The organism is Terribacillus aidingensis, assembly GCF_900215625.1.
Classification (GTDB): domain Bacteria; phylum Bacillota; class Bacilli; order Bacillales; family Amphibacillaceae; genus Terribacillus; species Terribacillus aidingensis.
Genome location: NZ_OBEK01000006.1, coordinates 68,522 through 82,746 on the forward strand (window position 1 = coordinate 68,522; position 14,225 = coordinate 82,746).

Consider the following 14,225-nt stretch of genomic DNA (forward strand, 5'->3'; position numbering starts at 1 on the left):
ATGATTATCTTTCACGATAATGCCTGCTGTCCGGCAGTTTAACGTTTGTTCTCCTAATTCTATCGTTAGATCCTGCATGTATGTTACCCCCAATGTTTTTCTATATCCTGCACGATGTAATAAGGTCCTGAATCATGGTTGGATGATACAACTACTTTTTGCCCTGCCTCTGGATAATAAGCGCTGTGAAAACTTACTCCTGGGTCAAACCCAATCACATAATATTTCTTGATTTTATTGGCACTTTTTTTCATCCAAATACCATATCCATACGCGCTCTCTTTATCTACTTCCATATGAGGGTGCAGCAATTTTTCGGTAATCTCGGCAGCTAGCAGCTTATGCTGGAATAGTGCGTCCCAGAAACGTGCCATATCTATCACACTTACATAAACGCCGCCATCTGCTCCGCCTTTTACAGGCAGCGCATAAATGTTAGACCGATAACCATCTTCCTCTTTTATATAACCTATCGCTGTGTTTCCTGGCAATTTATCAAAGGAAAAATAACCGGCATCCGTCATACCAGCTGAATCAAAGATGTGCTTTTGAACAAATGCTGCAAAAGAATCCCCTGACAGCTCCTCCACTACTAAACCCAAAACAATAAAAGCCGCATTATTGTAATAAAACCGGTCACCAGGCAGGAATTTCATTGGCTTCTCTTGGAATAAAGACAAAAAATCTGAACCTGATCTCACGCGGTACATAGGCAGCTGCTCCCACAATGCCTCAAAATCATCCATCTCTTCCTCTTCAAAATAATCTGGCATACCAGATGTATGTGTCAGCAGATGATGGATGGTAATATCTGAATGAAAATTAGGAAACTCCATTGCCAGACAATCTCTTAATCTTTTGCTGAATGTCAGTTTTCCTTGCTCCACTAACTTGGCAATTGCTACAGCTGTGAAAATCTTTGCACCTGAAGCAATACCAAAACGTGTATGTTCATCAAACAACAGCTTTTCTTGCTTATTACGGTAACCGCTCTGGAAGAACCCCTGCTCATGTACACCCTCCACATAAGCAGCACCAGAGAAATCTACTTTCGCCGCTGTCTCCTTCAGCCAGTTCATATCTTTCATCCGCCTCATCCCTTCCTTGTAAATCAAACCTGAATAGTTTTCTTTAAAATATGGGGATTAAATTTATTCACAAACAATGCTTGTCACAACGACTTTTAACTCTTTTTATCGTATCACAACCGGAAATATATGACATATATAAAATTATTGAATGACTGCTATATGCATATAGAATAACTTGCCTTTCACTAAAAGCTTATGATGATATTCTGTGATGATAATAGAAGTTAGAATTGAATTAGAACGATTAGATTTAAGACAACTTAAAAATTAAAAAAAGCGGACAAATTGCTTGTCCGCTTTTTCATCATTTATTAATTTTGTACGGCTTTTCGAACCGTGCTTCGCAAGGACCATACTCCGAAAGCGAGGGAGATAATAACTAACAGACTTCCGACATGAGCAGTTGTCTGCATCGAATGCGTAGCTCCATTCACAATGCCGCCTACTAATGAACCAAGTGATATACCAATTTGCAATGCTGAGTTGTTGAAACTCTGGTGGATGCCGGCTGATTCGGAATCTGTTTCAACAATATAGTTCTGTAATGGCGGTGCCAAACTCCAGCTTAGCGCTGCCCAGATTACCATCCCTACAATGAATAATGGGAAAGACACTGTTGAGAACGGCAGTGCGAATAAAATCACAGCAAAGGAAGCGACAACTAAAATGATGCTGACTTTGGAACCGAAACGGTCTGCCAAGCTGCCGCCAAAAGCTCCTCCGCCAACTGCTGCAATACCAAAGATAAAGTAGCAAATACTAATCCATTGTGTATTCAACCCTAGCTCAGATTCAAGGAAAGGTGTGAAATACGCATAGATCGTGTAATGACCTGCCAGCATAAACAGCATCGTCAAATGTGCTGTCAGCATCTTTTTATTTCGCAGAGCTTTCAGCTGCGACTTCAGTGACTGTACTTGCTCCACTTCAATACGCTCAAGCGTGAAAGCAATCAGAACCATAGACAATAATGCCATTAAACCAATAAACAGGAACAGCATGCGCCAGCCAAAAGCATCACTAACGATAATGCCAATTGGCACACCAAGCACGAGCGACGAGCTGATTCCCATATAAATAAGTCCAATTGCTTTCGCACGGTGCTGCGGCTGCACAATTTTCGCTGCAATTGTTAAAGATAGTACAATAATCAGTGCTGTACTCATCGCTGTCAGGACACGTGCAATCATGACAAACAAGAAGGACGGACTAATGTAGGTAATAACATTTCCTAAAACAAATATACCTAATGTCAGCAGCAGAAGCTTCTTTCGCTCCATATTTGCTGTCAATGTATATAGAATTGGACCAGATAGTGCATAGACCAAAGCGAATACTGTAATCAACTGACCAGCTTGTCCAATAGATACACTCAAGTCATCCGCAATAGTTGGCAAAATCCCCCCAACAATTAATTCAACTAACCCCACCGATATAACGGAAATAGCTAATATAAAGACTCTGAAATTCAATAGATCAATTCCTTTCTATACGGAATATGAAGACGAAGATGTTATTCGTTCTGCAATAGATTGCCTTTTTACACACAAAAAACTCCCTAATAACAGATAGAAAATCTGTAATCAGGGAGTTATGGCTCCTGGTAGAAACCCTCAAACCAAATTATTGAGGTTATACAGTGCAAAACGAACATATTCCATTTTCTTAAGAAATTATAGCAAGATACGGACATAACTGCAAGATGAAGCAAGTAGATAAGTATACACTACGCACCTTTTCCATAAAGTGTATAAGTTTTATGTTTGCTTTATCGTAAAAACCCGATATACAATAGACTTATGGATATTATCGGTCTATTCAAAGCATTGTCTAATGAGAAACGGCTGCAAATACTGCATTGGCTTAAAGAACCGGAGAAGCATTTTCCGAAACAGCAGGCTCATCTGCCGAAGGAGGTTCATTACAATGGCGGCGTCTGTGTCGGAGACATTCAAGAAAAGGTCCAAGCTTCTCAATCCACGGTCTCCCAATACCTTGCTATGATGCAGCGTGCTGGATTATTGGAATCTATTCGTTATAACCAATGGACGTATTACCGCAGAAATGAAGAAACAATTCAGAAGCTAGCTGCTTATTTAAATAAAGAATTGTAATATCTTTCAAGAGATCCTTTAGGGATTTCTTTTCTTTCAACTTCGAATATTGCTTTATTCCGATATACAAATATACAATAAATTGGAGTGACACGATGGCTTTAACTAAAAAACAAACATTCTTAGCATGCACGTTAACTTTACTGACGTTCGTTATGGGTACAAGCGAATTCGTCATTGTTGGCTTACTGACAGAAGTTGCGGCCGACTTAAACGTAACTGTCGCATCTGCCGGAACTCTTGTATCGGGATTTGCTATTGCCTATGCAATCGGTACGCCTCTTTTAACTGGCTGGGTTAGTCGATTTCCGAAATACCCTTTGATGCTAACCCTTATTGTCGTCTTTATTTTAGGTAATATCACTAGTGCATTAACATCTTCCTTCGGCGTATTACTAGCAGCACGTATTGTCACCGCAGCAGCAAGCGGGGTCCTCACCGCATTAGCAATGACAGTAGCAAGTGACACAATGCCCGCAGCGAAGCGTTCTTCTGTCATTGCGCTTATCTTCGCCGGATTCACCATTTCCAATGTATTAGGTGTGCCGCTCGGTACATTCATCGGGCAATTAGGCTCTTGGCATCTGACATTCTGGGCGACTGCACTGCTCGGGGTAATTGCCTTCCTTATCAGTTTGTTCATCTTACCAAAGACCGCAGCAAGCGAGAAAAGTTCCATAGGGAAGCAGCTTGTCCTATTCAAGAATCCAAAGATCCTAGTCGGTTTCTTTATCCCGACGTTCAGTATTGCAGGAACATATACAATCTACACATATATTACGCCTATCATTGAGGATGAATTAGGTATTGCCTCCAGCTCTGTCGGTCTCGTCTTGCTGGCATACGGCCTCTTTTCCATCGGCAGCAACTTTTTAGCTGGTAAAATTGCCAGCAGAAACGGCATCGGTGATCTGCGTTATGCGTTCATCATCCAAGCAATTATCATTGGTTCCCTATACGTGACAATGAACATGAAAATTGCCGGGTTGATCAGTATCATGCTTATGGCCGTCATGATTTACGTTATGAATGCAACTATACAAATCTATTTGATGGACAAAGCGGCAGCCTATTCTTCTGCAGCAAGAGATTTTGCTTCTTCGCTGACTCCTGTATCAGTCAATATCGGTATTACACTGGGATCCGCGTTAGGTGGATTGGTCGTTGCCCACGGGAACCTTCCGAACCTGGCAATTGTAGGTGGGATATGTGCCCTTATTGCCTCTTTATTATCATTTATCAGTTATCGAAAAGGGACCGAATAACGAAAAGCCAGGTTGAATCAACATCAACCTGGCTTTTTCTGATGCAAGAAATCAGATTTCGTTATAGCGTACATTTTCACATCACGCTGCTTCCCTTTTAAACACAGCAATTTGCGTAACGTTCCTTCAAATAGCATCCCGGACTTCTGCATCACTTTTTCAGACCCTTCATTTTCCGCTATACATTTTGCCTGGATTCGCTCTAGCTTCATCCTTTCAAAACCAAACGTAATGACTTCCTTTGCTGCTTCCGCCATATAGCCATTGCCCCAGTATGGCCGGGCCATCACATAACCGATTTCTCCGACATGATCTTTCTGGTTCCAAGACACATAGTTAATCGTACCAATCAGTTGCTTCTGTTCCTTATGTTCAATTCCCCAAAAGACTGCCTGATGGTTTTCGTATAAACTTAGAATAATATCCAAAAACTGCTGCGTATCGTCAATCGATTGATGTGTATTCCAAGTCACGAATTCCGACACTGCAGAATCAGATCCATAAGCAAATATCGCATCCGCATCAGCTGCCGTCACTTTACGCAGTCGCAGACGCTCGGTTTCAAGAGTTGGCAGGTTTTCTAATATATGTTCTATTGGCATGGTAATTGGTTCCTCCCTAAACTGCTAATCAAATATGTCTTTTTTATCACCATGCCATGTTCTGGATACAATTTCAATTACGCAACTCCCCAATACAAACAATAACTTCCTGTGCACAGCTGCTTACTGTACACAAGAAGTTATCTTCATAAACGCTTGTCGTTTAAAATTACCCGGTACCTGTTCTTTCCATCTTTCTTCGCCTGGTATAAAGCCTCGTCCGCCCGCAGCAGCAATTCACGCTCTTTCGTACCATTTGCTGGGTAGAACGCTAAACCAATGCTGGATGTTATTTGAAATCTGTCTCTTCCTAAACTCCAATCTCCTTGGGTGGACGCAAGGATACGTTTCGCCATGCTTATGGCATCTTGTTCCTGTTTGATTCCCGGCATTAAAATCGTGAATTCATCTCCGCCTTGTCGGGAAAACACATCACAAAACTGCAGACATTCTTTCACTCGGCGTGTAAACTCCTTCAATAGTTTATCACCAATTTCATGGCCAAATGTATCGTTAATATATTTAAAGTTATCCAGATCCAAATACATCAGCGCCATTTTGTTTTCATTTTGCTTCGCTTCTTCCAGCGCTTGCTCCAGTTTCTCTTTAAACAGCCGACGATTTGGCAGTCCCGTTAATGTATCATGATAAGCCATATGCGTTAGTTTTTCTTCATAAACCAAACGCTCTGTGATATCTCTGGAGACAATAAGAAAATGTTCAAAATTGCCACTTTCGTCAAAGATCGGATTAGCCTTTGCCTCCAGCCAAATCCAATCGCCATTTATATTCTTAAAACGAAACTGAAACACAACTCCTTGTTTCGTTTGGACCATCTTCCCCAGATGCTGCCGTACTTTCTGCCTGTCATCTTCATGCATGAAAACACTCGCATGCTGCCCTTCATATGCTTCAGAGGGAAAACCAAGAACCGTCACATGAGATGGAGAGGCATATTTAAAATTGCCAGCCCAGTCTATAATACAAACTAAGTCTGTCATATTCTCGGCAATTAAACGATACCTGGCTTCACTTTGCCGCAACGCCTCTTCAGCCTTGTTACTCCGGGAAAGCTCTTGCTGCACTCCATCCCTATCTGTTATATCAACGGAGCACCCGATTACCTCAACAACCTTTCCATCCTTTGCAATCGGCCGTAATGAAGTAATATATTGAATGCCGTCTACATCCGATTCATATGAAACATTTCGTTCACCATTCCAAGCGCGCCGATAATACGTCAACTTTCTAGCTGCTTCTTCAGCCGGGAGAAAGTCCTGCAACTCTCTTCCAATAAGCTGTTCCGGCGTGAGCTGCATCCGGTAAATCAGTTCACCTTCACTAAACGTATGAACAAATCGTCCATTGTCATCTACATATTTAAATATCATGCCTTGCTGCTTTCGCATGGCTTCCTGTAACTCCAGATTGGTTCTCTCCATTCCCCACTGAAACCACATCTGCCTGCTCGACTCTTCTGACAGACCCTCTGATAAGAAAATCTGTTCAAAAGCTCGCATGTTTTCAGCAAATCCAGTTGCAGAAACAGGTTTGCTGAAGAGATAGCCTTGTCCTTCATCACACAAGTTTTGCTGCAGAAAGATGAGATGATCCTTGGATTCGACACCCTCAGCAATCACTTCCAGTTTCAGTTGATGCGCCATTGCGATAATTGTTTTTACAATAGTAGCGTCTTTGGCGTCAATCGTACAATTCCGCACAAACGACCGGTCTATTTTAATAGTATCTATCGGAAACTCTTTCAAATGATACAGGGAACTATAGCCCGTACCAAAGTCATCAAGACTGATACTGACACCAATCTGCTTTAACTTACGCAGCATAGGCAGGACAAACTCCACGTCCATCGTCATAGACTCCGTAATCTCGAGTTCTAAATATTCGGGTGCGAGTTCCATTTCTTTTAAAATGTTCTCTACTTTCTCTGCTATATCACCTTGAAACAACTGACTAGCTGATAAGTTAACCGCCATGGTCAACGGTTCAAGACCCATCTCCTGCCACATCTTATTCTGTTTGCATGCTGAACGAAGCACCCATTCTCCAATCGGCCGGATCAGACCTGTTTCTTCAGCAAACGGGATGAAATCCAACGGCGAAATCGTTCCTATAACAGGATGCTCCCAACGAAGCAGCGCCTCTGCACCGATGACTTTTCCCGTCCGCAGCTGAAGCTTTGGCTGATACAGAAGATAAAATTCATCATTCTCGAGGGCTTGAAGCAGCATTGCTTTTCTATCTGAAACGTTCATATTTTTTAATTCCACTATCGCGACACCTCATTCTACTAAGTCTTTTTCTAATGATGCTGATTTGCATTGCGATATGTTTTTTGCTGATTGATGCGGCTGTTAACGCCGCTATATTTTTATTGATTATACAATCTAATCCTACAATATACGATACTTTCAGATCTAACAAATAAAGGAATGAATTAGAAACCTACTGTATTTATACCCGAAATAACAATGTGAAATTCTATGTATGAAAAAACCGCCAGCATTCTATGCTGACGGTTTTTCTTTTGATAGAAGTTTTTCACAATTGTCGGACCAGCTTCTGACAATAATCCAAATATGCATCACTTACTAGTGTATGCTTTGGCGCAAATATGGCACTCAAGTAAATAAGGGTTTGCGAGTTATCCAGAGAAGGATTCAACATCGAATGTTCGACATTAGGGATCGTTTTTACTGTTACTTGGGATTTCGGTAAAATTTTCTTATACGTCTTCGCTGTTTCATTGGAATCTACATTACGATCTTCTCCCGCTAATATTACGTGAACAGGGGAATTGATTTTCTTAATATCGCTTGTCGCATCTGCCAAGATATTCTTTTGTGCAAATATGTATCTCTCTTCAGAAAGACTTCTGTCTCCTGTTTCCTTTACATATTCTTGATATGAAGCTCCTGTGCGGATCAGTTCAGATTCCTTTCTATCCTTATTTAGCAAGATTAAAATTTCTTCGGGTGATTTCCCTTCGCGTTTTAATTTCTCAGCAGTATAATACTCCCCTTGCCGAAGCCAATTAATTGCTGGAGCAACTAAAATAGAAGCGGCTATATCTTGACGATTTTGCTGTATTTTCGGTATTACCCATCCAGCTTGACTAGTTCCCCAAAGGATGATTTTTTCGCTATTGATAGTTTCTTGCTTTTTTACCCAATTTATTACGTTTTCTACCTCTTTGGCACGATCGTCCATCGATTGATCTAACCAATTCCCCTGCGAACCATCAACACCAGGCTTCGCCCATGAAACAGATGCAAAACCTTCTTTTGCAAAGCGTTCCATTAATGGTTTGTACCCTCCATCTTGCGTCGCATTTTGTGGGCCATCTCCATGTACAAAGATTACGACACCCTCACCCTTCTCTTTTGGAAGAGCCATAAAACCATTTAAATCTTCGTTTTCTGTTTGGATAGTAACTTCTCTCTCTTGCATCATATAATCATTCTCAAGCAGCAAAATCCCCAAGAGCAGCAATACAAAAAATGTTATACCGATAAGTAACTTATATCTTTTTCTCACGGTGCACATCACCTCTCCACTCCATAAAATGCCATTCTTTTATTCCATGAAAGCGTCCTCCAGTTTTACTTTTACCTTTTCTGCTAACAAGAAAGTCTTGTTTCTCATAAAGTCTTCTTGCTGCATTATTATCCGCCGAAACAAATAAAGTAAGTTGTTGAGCAGCATCCACCTGACTTTTAACAGTTTGAATTAGCTGCGCACCAATTCCCTTGCCCCGGCTAGATGCTGCTACTACTAGAATATCGATATGCATCTCATTGTTATTACATCGATGATCAAGAAAGAAAAAGAATGCAATTGTTTTAAGAAATGCCGTAAAACGTAACTTTTTCAATAATTGTTTTGTTAATTCAGTTCCTATCCACTTTTTTGGTTTGATAAAAAGTAAGCCTTGGATAATCTCATCACGCTTGATAACCAAGTTACTGGAATGATAATTTACAATATGCTCCGCCAAGCATAGAAACGCGATTTCTTGTTCGTGTACCGGCATTTTTAAGGACTGGAACTTGCCACTAAACCCCTCCATTAATAAGCATGCTATTTCGTCTATATGATTACTTCCAGCAGTCATCATTTTGCCTTCACCTCTAGACTGTACACCAAGGATTGCTTATAGAAAGTTGATAGATATGCTTCTTCATGGATAAATAATCTTTCTTCGAATAAAATATCCATCTGAGCAAGTTCATTGTAAAAAAGCTGTATTTCTCTTTCTAACTCCTCTTCTTGTGCCACATAAATCTTCTTACTATAGTAAACTCCCTCATTCAATATCTGATCAGCTTCAGATGAATTAGTTTCATACATTACTTTAATGTTACTGCCGTTCTCCATTACTGCATAAGAAATTTCATCAAATATATGTGAAATATATTCCTTGCACTGAGCTAATTTCTTTAGATTCAAATTGTAGTATTCATCAAGATATTCAGCAGAAATGTATGTATAATAGCGAGTTTCTTTGGTCTCTGCTAGCAGTCTATGCGATTCACTTTGTCGAAGCTCCATAATGTTCTGAACCTTCCTTTTCAGTGCACTCAGTCGCATTATTTCATCTTCAACTCTTGCAAGTACCGCAGGAAATGTTTCTGTATGATCTAAACCGTTCTCTAGACTATTCTTTATTTCTTTTAAGGAAAAACCCAAATCTTTTAGCAGCAGAATGTGTGCCATAGAATATACTTCAGCTTCTCCATACATGTGATATCCGTTTCCGTCGATATATGCCGGCTTGATCAATTGCTGTACTTCATAATGTCTTATTGTGTATTTCTTTAGATGGAATAACTTTGCTAATTCGCCGCTTGTTAAAGATTGCATTGATTTCCCCTCCTCTTATAGCTATAGCATAAACCGTGTGGTCACCACACAGTCAATACGCTTTAAAATATAATGATGGAACCTCCTTTCAATCTCGCAAAATGTTTTTATATTTCTTTTCTTTCGTGCAGGACATAAAGAAACCGCCAGCATCTCATGCTGACGGTTTCTCTTTATGATTCATAATTATGCTGCTCTTCAATCTGTCCATTATCATCATGGATAATCGCCATCGTGCCGGCATCTTGTGCCCGTTTCTTCGCTTCTTCTACCACATCAGATTTTGAGCTGGCTGTATACTCGTGATCCTCGCTGCCTTCACGCTTAATTCCCCAGCCTTCATCAGCATTTGGCACAACATGGTATCTCGCTTCATCTGAATTAGCTCTGTCTTCGAAGTACTGATCACTTTTTTCTGTCATGTGAAATGCCTCCTTTTGGTTACTTTGGGTTATACAGTTCTTTACCCGCAGAACTTATATAGAAACATTAGAGAAGCTTCTTGCACTCATGCTAGTCATCATTTCCCTTCTATCCTTTTGTTATTGCAGAGCTTGCGATTATTCTATAACCTTATAGCTAGACTTCCGCCCTTAAATCAGTGAAAAATGAAGAAGGGAATGAACATAGCCGTTGAAAAAGCTGACACCCGAACAAAGCAAAGAATTACTGCGTATTCTGAAAGATCGTTTTGAAAAGAACATGCACCGCCATGAAGAAATTGACTGGTCAAACGTGCAAGCAAAGCTGGAGGCGGCCCCAGAAAAGCTTTGGTCGCTGCATCAAATGGATACAACAGATGGCGAACCCGATGTTGTCGCTTATAATCAGGAGCAGAACGAATACATGTTTTGTGACTGTTCAACCGAGAGCCCTAAAGGACGAAGAAGTGTTTGCTATGACCAAGAAGCATTGGAATCTCGGAAGAAACACAAACCTGAAAACAGCGCTATCAACATGGCAGCTTCTATGGGCATCGAGTTGTTAACAGAAGCACAATACCGAGCGCTTCAGAAACTAGAAAACTTTGATAAAAAGACATCCAGCTGGATTCAGACACCTGCTGACATTAGAAAACTCGGCGGCGCGTTATTCTGTGACTATCGCTTTGGTCATGTGTTTGTCTACCATAATGGCGCGGATTCGTATTACGGTGCGAGAGGATTTCGAGGTGCACTGTTTGTCTAAGATATGTAAAAAGGGTTAGGAGGCACTGTTCCTCTAACCCTTTTTGTTTTCCGTACCTTTTCGCCACTCTACCACCAGCCGCCGCTTTTCACCCTAATACTTTCTCTTAATAAGAAAAATGAGTGGTTCACACCTTCTAGCATCAGGATATTCTTTTCTAACCTTAGCATTAATGCCTTACTCGCCTCTCCATCCGTACAATCCTTTAAGGCATCTCTAAGGTACATATGTTCTTCTGATAGCGATTCTATATGATTAGAGTGCTTCAAGTATTCTTTATATTGCTTTGCATCTTCTTCTAAGCTGTCCTTTATACTCCTCTCTAATTCTTTCTTTTGTCTTTGTCTTTCTAGGTATTCATCAAAATCATCCAACATATCTTGGATTATACTCACTGTTTTACCAGCCCCTCCTCCAAATTAAAACTGCAGCCACCCTGCCAGCAATTGATCCATTTTCTCAAAATCCTCACTCATCTTGTTCATGTTATGCGCAATCTCACCTGTGTCTGAATGCACATCTTTTAACAAGTGCATTAGTTCATCATAATATTCCATGTCAAAAAGCATCGGTATTCCATCTACTGTTTCTACAGCAAGATCACGAAATACCTCATCCACATCAGTACTTGTCAGCTTATCAAAGCGCCCGACCCCTACCTGGCTTCTAAACTTTGTTCTTGATGCCTCTGCTGTCGTCATACAATCTTCCAAGAATTGCATCATATCTTTTTTAGTCTTTGCGATACGATCTTCACTTGCTTCTACTTTTCTAGCATAAGCTTTCATCAATCCTGTCTGAATAACAATGGGAAAATTGGAGACGCCGCTATTCTTTAAAAAGAGCGGCGAATCAGGTATAGCAGCTCGGAGTTTCTCATCATACAGTAAATCCGCTTTATAATACCCGTCCTCATTATAAAGACTTGCATCAATGTAGTTCTTAATCCCGTGAGACCCTAGCAGGTCGGCCAGTTGATCACCCGTACTATCCTTCCCCTCGGGATCTTCCATATAATAAAGCGATCCAATTGTCCTCTCATGAAACATGGACACCGCATCACTCGGGTATGCATATGTAATAATATTATCTTTGAATTCTCCATTTTTTACATCCCGCTGCTGTTCTTCATTCAACAGCCCATAAGCATCTGCCGCTGCGAATGTCACCGCATTGGAATCATACGTAACCGCACAATATTGAGCAAGTCCCCCGCCAAGAGAATGTCCAGTAAAAGTGATGTTTTTCGCCCCGTACTTGTCGACATATTTTTTCACAGCAGCTTTTGCTTCTGTGAATTGGTTCTTATTCGTAAATACAATCTTACCGTCATCATTCAGCTTTGCATTCCCCGTCTGAAGCGCCGCATCCTGAGAAGGTGTTGCCAAATAGTCTGTCTCGCCATACTCACTCTTACTATAATTGGAATTACCACCGACCACACCAAATGCATCCTCATAAACATCCTTAAGGAAACCAGAATAATCAGCTTCTCTATCCTTATATATGAGTGTATCGCCTTTTTCCGTTACTCTGTCTCCGAGTTCTGCTTCAATTGTATTTCGCGCAGACTCACTCAATCCTTTTAGTTCCGTTTCATTTGTGGTAAATTTAGGGGGTTCCGTACCGCGGAAACTGATGACCATTTCTTTGGTTTTGGGGTTTTCGAGTACGTAACCGTATAGACCAGTTTCTACGTCTTCAATAATATCCAAAGTATCCCATTTAAGACCTTTAATTCGAATGTTTGTTTGATCATCATCATAAGAAACATCAGAAATAGTACTTGCTTCAAAATCAGTAATTCCTCTACTCATTCTAATGTAATCCTTTCTTTGTTATAATGAAAAAGAGGTGTTTATGTGAAAATTTACAAGATAGGTTATATTTTAACTATTATTTCCATTGTACTACTAGGGGGTTGTGGTGTGAAGGATAATTATGATGAAGATACTATTGCAAAAGCTCAAGATGTCACTAAAAGATATATCGAAAATAATTACGACAACATAGAATCAATTAAAGTGGACGAACCAAGAGAGTCTCCAATGGGTAGTATTAAGGTAGACGGTATTGTCAATGGTAATGCTGAATTTACTGTTAGTTTAAGTGAAGACTTCTCTGTGAATTCAATTGGTGAGAAGGAAGGATTCCCAAATAGAAAAAACGAGTGCCAAGACACAGATTGTGCATACTGATACATATTTATAATACTACTACTAAAGGCATCTCCAGCTTTGACAGGAGATGCCTTTAGTAGTACTTCAAAGGTCTCATACAAATACCATTTTTTCTTTCCTCAATGGCTTACAGATAATCATCTAATGAAGACCTTTCACTTGTAGCGCTCCAAGTATGCTTTGTATTTCTTAACAATGAGGTGTTTCAATGAAGAAGATTCACTCAAATATAATTCTATTAATCATTTCCATTTTATTGATAGGAGGATGTAAAGTGGACTCAGACAATAAGAATTATAATAAAACAATAGCAGATGCCAAATCAAATGTGCAAAGCTATTTAGAAAAAAATTATGAAAATATTGAGAAGATAGAGTTGAGCGACCCATACCAAGCTCCAATGGGTAGTATGACAATAGATGGAACTGTTAATAATGATAAATCATTTTCTGTAAGCTTGAATAAAGATCTAACTATAGCTAGCCTCGCCATCCAGAGTGATGATTTTCCAGAAGAGAAAGATGGATGTAAAGAGAAAACATGTGATTACTAAGACGAAATATAAAGACCGTATACTTCCTTTATTGCCTATACCTCCAACAATAAGCTGTCGGAGGTCACAAAAGCTCAAGATGTCACTAAAAGATATATCGAAAATAATTACGACAACATAGAATCAATTAAAGTGGACGAACCAAGAGAGTCTCCAATGGGTAGTATTAAGGTAGACGGTATTGTCAATGGTAATGCTGAATTTACTGTTAGTTTAAGTGAAGACTTCTCTGTGAATTCAATTGGTGAGAAGGAAGGATTCCCAAATAGAAAGAACGAGTGCCAAGACACAGATTGTGCATACTGATACATATTATAAATACTATTAATAAAGGCATCTCCTGCTTTGACA

16 protein-coding genes and 1 riboswitch are annotated in these 14,225 nt (G+C 40.1%); of the genes, 6 read left to right on the forward strand and 10 right to left on the reverse strand.

Features of this window, described 5'->3' with window-relative positions:
• Positions 1–83 precede the first annotated feature (83 nt).
• Both CRO17_RS15840 and CRO17_RS15845 read right to left on the reverse strand, forming a co-directional pair.
• Positions 84–1,088, reverse strand: coding sequence for a serine hydrolase domain-containing protein (locus tag CRO17_RS15840; RefSeq protein WP_097043457.1), 1,005 nt, complete (start codon positions 1,086–1,088; stop codon positions 84–86).
• A 314-nt stretch (positions 1,089–1,402) separates the two neighbouring features.
• Entirely contained in the window at positions 1,403–2,563 is a 1,161-nt protein-coding gene (locus CRO17_RS15845) for an MFS transporter (protein WP_097043458.1), read from the reverse strand.
• Positions 2,564–2,651: 88 nt separating this feature from the next.
• Positions 2,652–2,751: riboswitch (purine riboswitch) on the reverse strand.
• A 139-nt stretch (positions 2,752–2,890) separates the two neighbouring features.
• Between CRO17_RS15845 and CRO17_RS15850 the strand changes: the two genes are divergently transcribed.
• Both CRO17_RS15850 and CRO17_RS15855 read left to right on the forward strand, forming a co-directional pair.
• Entirely contained in the window at positions 2,891–3,205 is a 315-nt protein-coding gene (locus CRO17_RS15850; RefSeq protein ID WP_097043516.1) for an ArsR/SmtB family transcription factor, read from the forward strand.
• Positions 3,206–3,300: 95 nt separating this feature from the next.
• Entirely contained in the window at positions 3,301–4,470 is a 1,170-nt protein-coding gene (locus CRO17_RS15855; RefSeq protein ID WP_097043459.1) for an MFS transporter, read from the forward strand.
• Between the two features lie 23 nt (positions 4,471–4,493).
• Here CRO17_RS15855 and CRO17_RS15860 read toward each other — a convergent pair whose 3' ends face one another.
• The 6 genes from CRO17_RS15860 to CRO17_RS15885 form a co-directional block, all read right to left on the reverse strand.
• Positions 4,494–5,072, reverse strand: a complete 579-nt coding sequence (locus tag CRO17_RS15860; RefSeq protein WP_097043460.1) for a GNAT family N-acetyltransferase — start codon at positions 5,070–5,072, stop codon at positions 4,494–4,496.
• A gap of 146 nt (positions 5,073–5,218) precedes the next feature.
• Entirely contained in the window at positions 5,219–7,360 is a 2,142-nt protein-coding gene (locus CRO17_RS15865) for an EAL domain-containing protein (protein WP_097043461.1), read from the reverse strand.
• A 271-nt stretch (positions 7,361–7,631) separates the two neighbouring features.
• Complete coding sequence (locus CRO17_RS15870) at positions 7,632–8,636, reverse strand: alpha/beta hydrolase family protein (protein WP_097043462.1); 1,005 nt, start codon at positions 8,634–8,636, stop codon at positions 7,632–7,634.
• Positions 8,611–9,207 carry a GNAT family N-acetyltransferase gene (locus CRO17_RS15875; protein WP_097043463.1) on the reverse strand — a complete coding sequence of 199 codons (597 nt, stop codon included), beginning with the start codon at positions 9,205–9,207 and terminating at the stop codon, positions 8,611–8,613. Before CRO17_RS15875 ends, CRO17_RS15870 begins: the two co-directional genes overlap by 26 nt.
• Positions 9,204–9,953, reverse strand: a complete 750-nt coding sequence (locus CRO17_RS15880) for a helix-turn-helix domain-containing protein (protein ID WP_097043464.1) — start codon at positions 9,951–9,953, stop codon at positions 9,204–9,206. Before CRO17_RS15880 ends, CRO17_RS15875 begins: the two co-directional genes overlap by 4 nt.
• A gap of 173 nt (positions 9,954–10,126) precedes the next feature.
• Positions 10,127–10,375, reverse strand: coding sequence for a DUF2188 domain-containing protein (locus tag CRO17_RS15885; protein ID WP_077305668.1), 249 nt, complete (start codon positions 10,373–10,375; stop codon positions 10,127–10,129).
• Between the two features lie 211 nt (positions 10,376–10,586).
• On the opposite strand from CRO17_RS15885, the gene CRO17_RS15890 reads away from it, so the two are divergent.
• Positions 10,587–11,141, forward strand: coding sequence for a DUF4256 domain-containing protein (locus CRO17_RS15890; protein ID WP_245864826.1), 555 nt, complete (start codon positions 10,587–10,589; stop codon positions 11,139–11,141).
• Positions 11,142–11,209: 68 nt separating this feature from the next.
• Here CRO17_RS15890 and CRO17_RS15895 read toward each other — a convergent pair whose 3' ends face one another.
• Together CRO17_RS15895 and CRO17_RS15900 are read right to left on the reverse strand one after the other, a co-directional pair.
• Positions 11,210–11,536, reverse strand: coding sequence for a hypothetical protein (locus tag CRO17_RS15895; RefSeq protein WP_143596031.1), 327 nt, complete (start codon positions 11,534–11,536; stop codon positions 11,210–11,212).
• Positions 11,537–11,560: 24 nt separating this feature from the next.
• Positions 11,561–12,958: a Tle-like phospholipase domain-containing protein gene (locus CRO17_RS15900; protein ID WP_097043466.1), complete on the reverse strand. Its 1,398-nt coding sequence runs from the start codon at positions 12,956–12,958 to the stop codon at positions 11,561–11,563.
• Between the two features lie 45 nt (positions 12,959–13,003).
• On the opposite strand from CRO17_RS15900, the gene CRO17_RS15905 reads away from it, so the two are divergent.
• The 3 genes from CRO17_RS15905 (at position 13,004) to CRO17_RS17660 (ending at position 14,180) form a co-directional block, all read left to right on the forward strand.
• Complete coding sequence (locus CRO17_RS15905; protein WP_097043467.1) at positions 13,004–13,339, forward strand: hypothetical protein; 336 nt, start codon at positions 13,004–13,006, stop codon at positions 13,337–13,339.
• Between the two features lie 190 nt (positions 13,340–13,529).
• The gene (locus CRO17_RS15910; RefSeq protein WP_097043468.1) at positions 13,530–13,874 is read left to right on the forward strand and encodes a DUF1433 domain-containing protein; all 345 of its coding nucleotides are present in this window, start codon (positions 13,530–13,532) and stop codon (positions 13,872–13,874) included.
• A 156-nt stretch (positions 13,875–14,030) separates the two neighbouring features.
• Positions 14,031–14,180, forward strand: coding sequence for a hypothetical protein (locus tag CRO17_RS17660; RefSeq protein WP_179637143.1), 150 nt, complete (start codon positions 14,031–14,033; stop codon positions 14,178–14,180).
• The last annotated feature ends 45 nt before the right edge of the window (positions 14,181–14,225 follow it).

Excerpts from the sequence above, each read along its gene's own strand:
- CRO17_RS15855 (WP_097043459.1), top strand. The coding sequence starts at position 3,301 with ATGGCTTTAACTAAAAAACAAACATTCTTAGCATGCACGTTAACTTTA.
- CRO17_RS15885 (WP_077305668.1), bottom strand. The coding sequence starts at position 10,375 with ATGACAGAAAAAAGTGATCAGTACTTCGAAGACAGAGCTAATTCAGAT.
- CRO17_RS15860 (WP_097043460.1), bottom strand. The coding sequence starts at position 5,072 with ATGCCAATAGAACATATATTAGAAAACCTGCCAACTCTTGAAACCGAG.
- CRO17_RS15880 (WP_097043464.1), bottom strand. The coding sequence starts at position 9,953 with ATGCAATCTTTAACAAGCGGCGAATTAGCAAAGTTATTCCATCTAAAG.
- CRO17_RS15900 (WP_097043466.1), bottom strand. The coding sequence starts at position 12,958 with ATGAGTAGAGGAATTACTGATTTTGAAGCAAGTACTATTTCTGATGTT.
- CRO17_RS15840 (WP_097043457.1), bottom strand. The coding sequence starts at position 1,088 with ATGAAAGATATGAACTGGCTGAAGGAGACAGCGGCGAAAGTAGATTTC.
- CRO17_RS15870 (WP_097043462.1), bottom strand. The coding sequence starts at position 8,636 with ATGTGCACCGTGAGAAAAAGATATAAGTTACTTATCGGTATAACATTT.
- CRO17_RS17660 (WP_179637143.1), top strand. The coding sequence starts at position 14,031 with ATGGGTAGTATTAAGGTAGACGGTATTGTCAATGGTAATGCTGAATTT.
- CRO17_RS15850 (WP_097043516.1), top strand. The coding sequence starts at position 2,891 with ATGGATATTATCGGTCTATTCAAAGCATTGTCTAATGAGAAACGGCTG.
- CRO17_RS15875 (WP_097043463.1), bottom strand. The coding sequence starts at position 9,207 with ATGATGACTGCTGGAAGTAATCATATAGACGAAATAGCATGCTTATTA.
- CRO17_RS15910 (WP_097043468.1), top strand. The coding sequence starts at position 13,530 with ATGAAGAAGATTCACTCAAATATAATTCTATTAATCATTTCCATTTTA.